General features: G+C 68.9%; 2 protein-coding genes and 1 pseudogene. 2 read left to right on the forward strand and 1 reads right to left on the reverse strand.

Annotation, left to right across the window (positions count from 1 at the left end; all coding sequences use genetic code 11):
- Window positions 1–610: pseudogene (locus EZM81_RS17865) on the forward strand (recombinase family protein); the annotation flags it as partial.
- Entirely contained in the window at window positions 610–990 is a 381-nt protein-coding gene (locus EZM81_RS17870) for a hypothetical protein (protein WP_136646719.1), read from the forward strand. The pseudogene EZM81_RS17865 and the gene EZM81_RS17870, both read left to right, overlap by 1 nt.
- 3 nt (window positions 991–993) lie before the next feature.
- Here the strand turns inward: EZM81_RS17870 and EZM81_RS17875 are convergent, their stop codons facing one another.
- On the reverse strand, window positions 994–1830 hold the full coding sequence (locus EZM81_RS17875) for a DUF3883 domain-containing protein (RefSeq protein WP_136646720.1): 837 nt from the start codon (window positions 1828–1830) through the stop codon (window positions 994–996).
- Window positions 1831–2348: the final 518 nt, after the last annotated feature.

Consider the following 2348-nt stretch of genomic DNA (forward strand, 5'->3'; position numbering starts at 1 on the left):
GGTCTATCTCGGCCTCGCCGTGCACAAGGACGAGGTCCATCCCGGCGAGCATGCGGCCATCATCGACCAGAAGCTGTGGGACGAGGCGCATGCCGTCATGGCCAATAACCGCGTCGCCCGCGCGGCGGTGGCGCGGGCGGCGCAACCGGCGCTCCTGCGCGGGCTTATCTTCACCGAGACCGGTGCCGCCATGACGCCCCACCACACCAGGCGGAAAGGCAAGCGGTACTGCTACTACACGTCGATGGACGTGATCCGGAAGCGCCCCGCAGCCGAGCTGCGCGGGCCCCAGCGGCTGCCGGGGGCGATGGTCGAGGAGGCCGTCATCGGCGAAATCCGCCGGATGCTGCGCACGCCCGAGGTGGCGGCGCGCACCGCGCGGGCCGTCCGGAAGGACCGTCCCGACCTCGATGAGACCACCGTTGTCGCCGCGCTGGCGCAGTTCGACGATCTCTGGAAGGCACTGATCCCGGCCGAGCAGGCACGCATCGTCCAGCTGCTGGTCGCGCGCATCACGGTAAGCGAGGCGGGCCTCGCCGTCGACCTGCGCCACGACGGCCTCGGCGCCATCGCCGCGCTGATGGCCCCGTTGAAGAAGGAGGTGGCCTGATGCCCGCGCCCGACACCCTGCGCGTCCACATCCCGCTAGAACTCCGCCGCCGCGGCGGTCGCCCCCGGATCCTCCCGCCGAAGCATGTCGAGGCCGCCATGGGGCGCGGGCAGGATCCCCACCTGCTGCGCGCCATCGGCCGCGCATGGGGTTGGCGGCAGCGGCTGGAGCGGGGCGACGTCGCCACGCTCGCCGATCTCGCCGCCGACGAGGGCCTGTCCGACCGCTACGTCAGCCGCCTCCTGCGCCTCGCGAGGCTGGCGCCCGAGGTGCTCGAGCGGCTGGTCGTCCACCGCGAACCCTCGACGATCAGCATCGTCGATCTCTGCGCTGTGGCTGCCCTGCCATGGGACGAACAGCCGGGGCGGGTGTTCGACTGACCGTCAGTGAAAGCTCGCCTGAAACGTCGTCGCCGTCAGCGAGACATGCGCGTCCAGCGGCGGGTGCAGCTCGAAGGCCTTCGGCTCGCGCGAAAAGTTCCAGAGCCGGAACAGGCACCATTCCGCGCGCCGCTCCTCGGCCACGGCCAGTTCGTTGCGGGTGATGTGGAAGGGCGTGCGCTCCCAGCCGTTCGTCGTCTTCACCTCGATCAGGCGCACCCGGCCGTCCGGGGCAAAGCTGGCGATGTCGTAGCCCGCGCCGTCGCCGTCCTCCTCCGACACCCAGCGCACCTTGCGCGCCAGGTCGTCGCGGCCCGCCGCCCGCAGCGCCGACCGCTCATGCGCCAGAACGCGCTCCTCACCCGCGCGGCCAAGGGCCCGGTTGCGCGCGTCCCGGCCCGCCACGTCGAACTTGGCCGCGATGTGCAGCATCTGCTCCAGCTCCTGCGGCGGCGGCTGGTTCGACAGGGTCGGCGGCGGCCCGATCCAGATCTGTGCCGCTTCGCGCAGGCCCGCAGCGGGTTGCAGCCCCGGCTGGCGCCCTAGCCAGGCCGGGTTCAGCGCCAGCCAGCGCGCCACGGCATCGACCAGCGTCATCTGGAAATTGAACGCGGGCTTGTAGCCGGGGATCCAGTCCTCGCCGAGGCCCTTGAGCACCGCGCTGATGTTCTGGTGCTTGAACTCGACGGACCCCTCGGATCGGTCGTTCAGCAGCGGGAGGAGTGCGCGGCGGTGTTCAGCCTTGCTGTAGCGGCGCCCGGAGATGTCGTCGGCCAGCATCGCGAAGTAGTCCGCGACGATCAGGTCGTTCTCTTCATCCGTCCAGGGCCCGTTCGACATGCCGCCAGGCTAGGAGCGCGAAGTCCTTTTGTCATCAACGCTTTCGGTCTGACCCCGAGCAAGCCACCGCCACCGCTACGCGCCATTCAGCCAGCGCACCCAGCGGCTGCGCCTACCGCCCGTCGCGGCTCTGTTCCCTTTGAGAGCGATGGACACAGGGGCCGAAGTTTTGGCGGAGTTGAAAGTCAGGCCATTGGAAAGACGACGAAAAATCCGACCGAACCGAATTTGGCGAGGTTCGCCCGAACAGAGACGGAGCGCCGTTCAGAGCCCGAAACGGGCCTGGCGCGCAGTCTCGGAGGTTCGCATGGGGGACGCAAAGCCCTTTGAAAACACGACTATTTCCGCGCCGCGATGGGCGCCTGTCCGTGTTCGCAACAGGGATGATGGCGGAGGGGGTGGGCCGCACGTCCAACCTTCTTTTGTGGATGCCGCTCGGTTTGCAAGGAATTTCTGATCGTCCGGACATGTGATCGAGTGCGGTCTTTTGTCAGGCCTGTTCGTGCGGCTGACTGGCG

Origin of the sequence: Tabrizicola sp. YIM 78059 (genome assembly GCF_004959785.1) — a bacterium.
GTDB classification, from domain to species: domain Bacteria; phylum Pseudomonadota; class Alphaproteobacteria; order Rhodobacterales; family Rhodobacteraceae; genus Tabrizicola; species Tabrizicola caldifontis.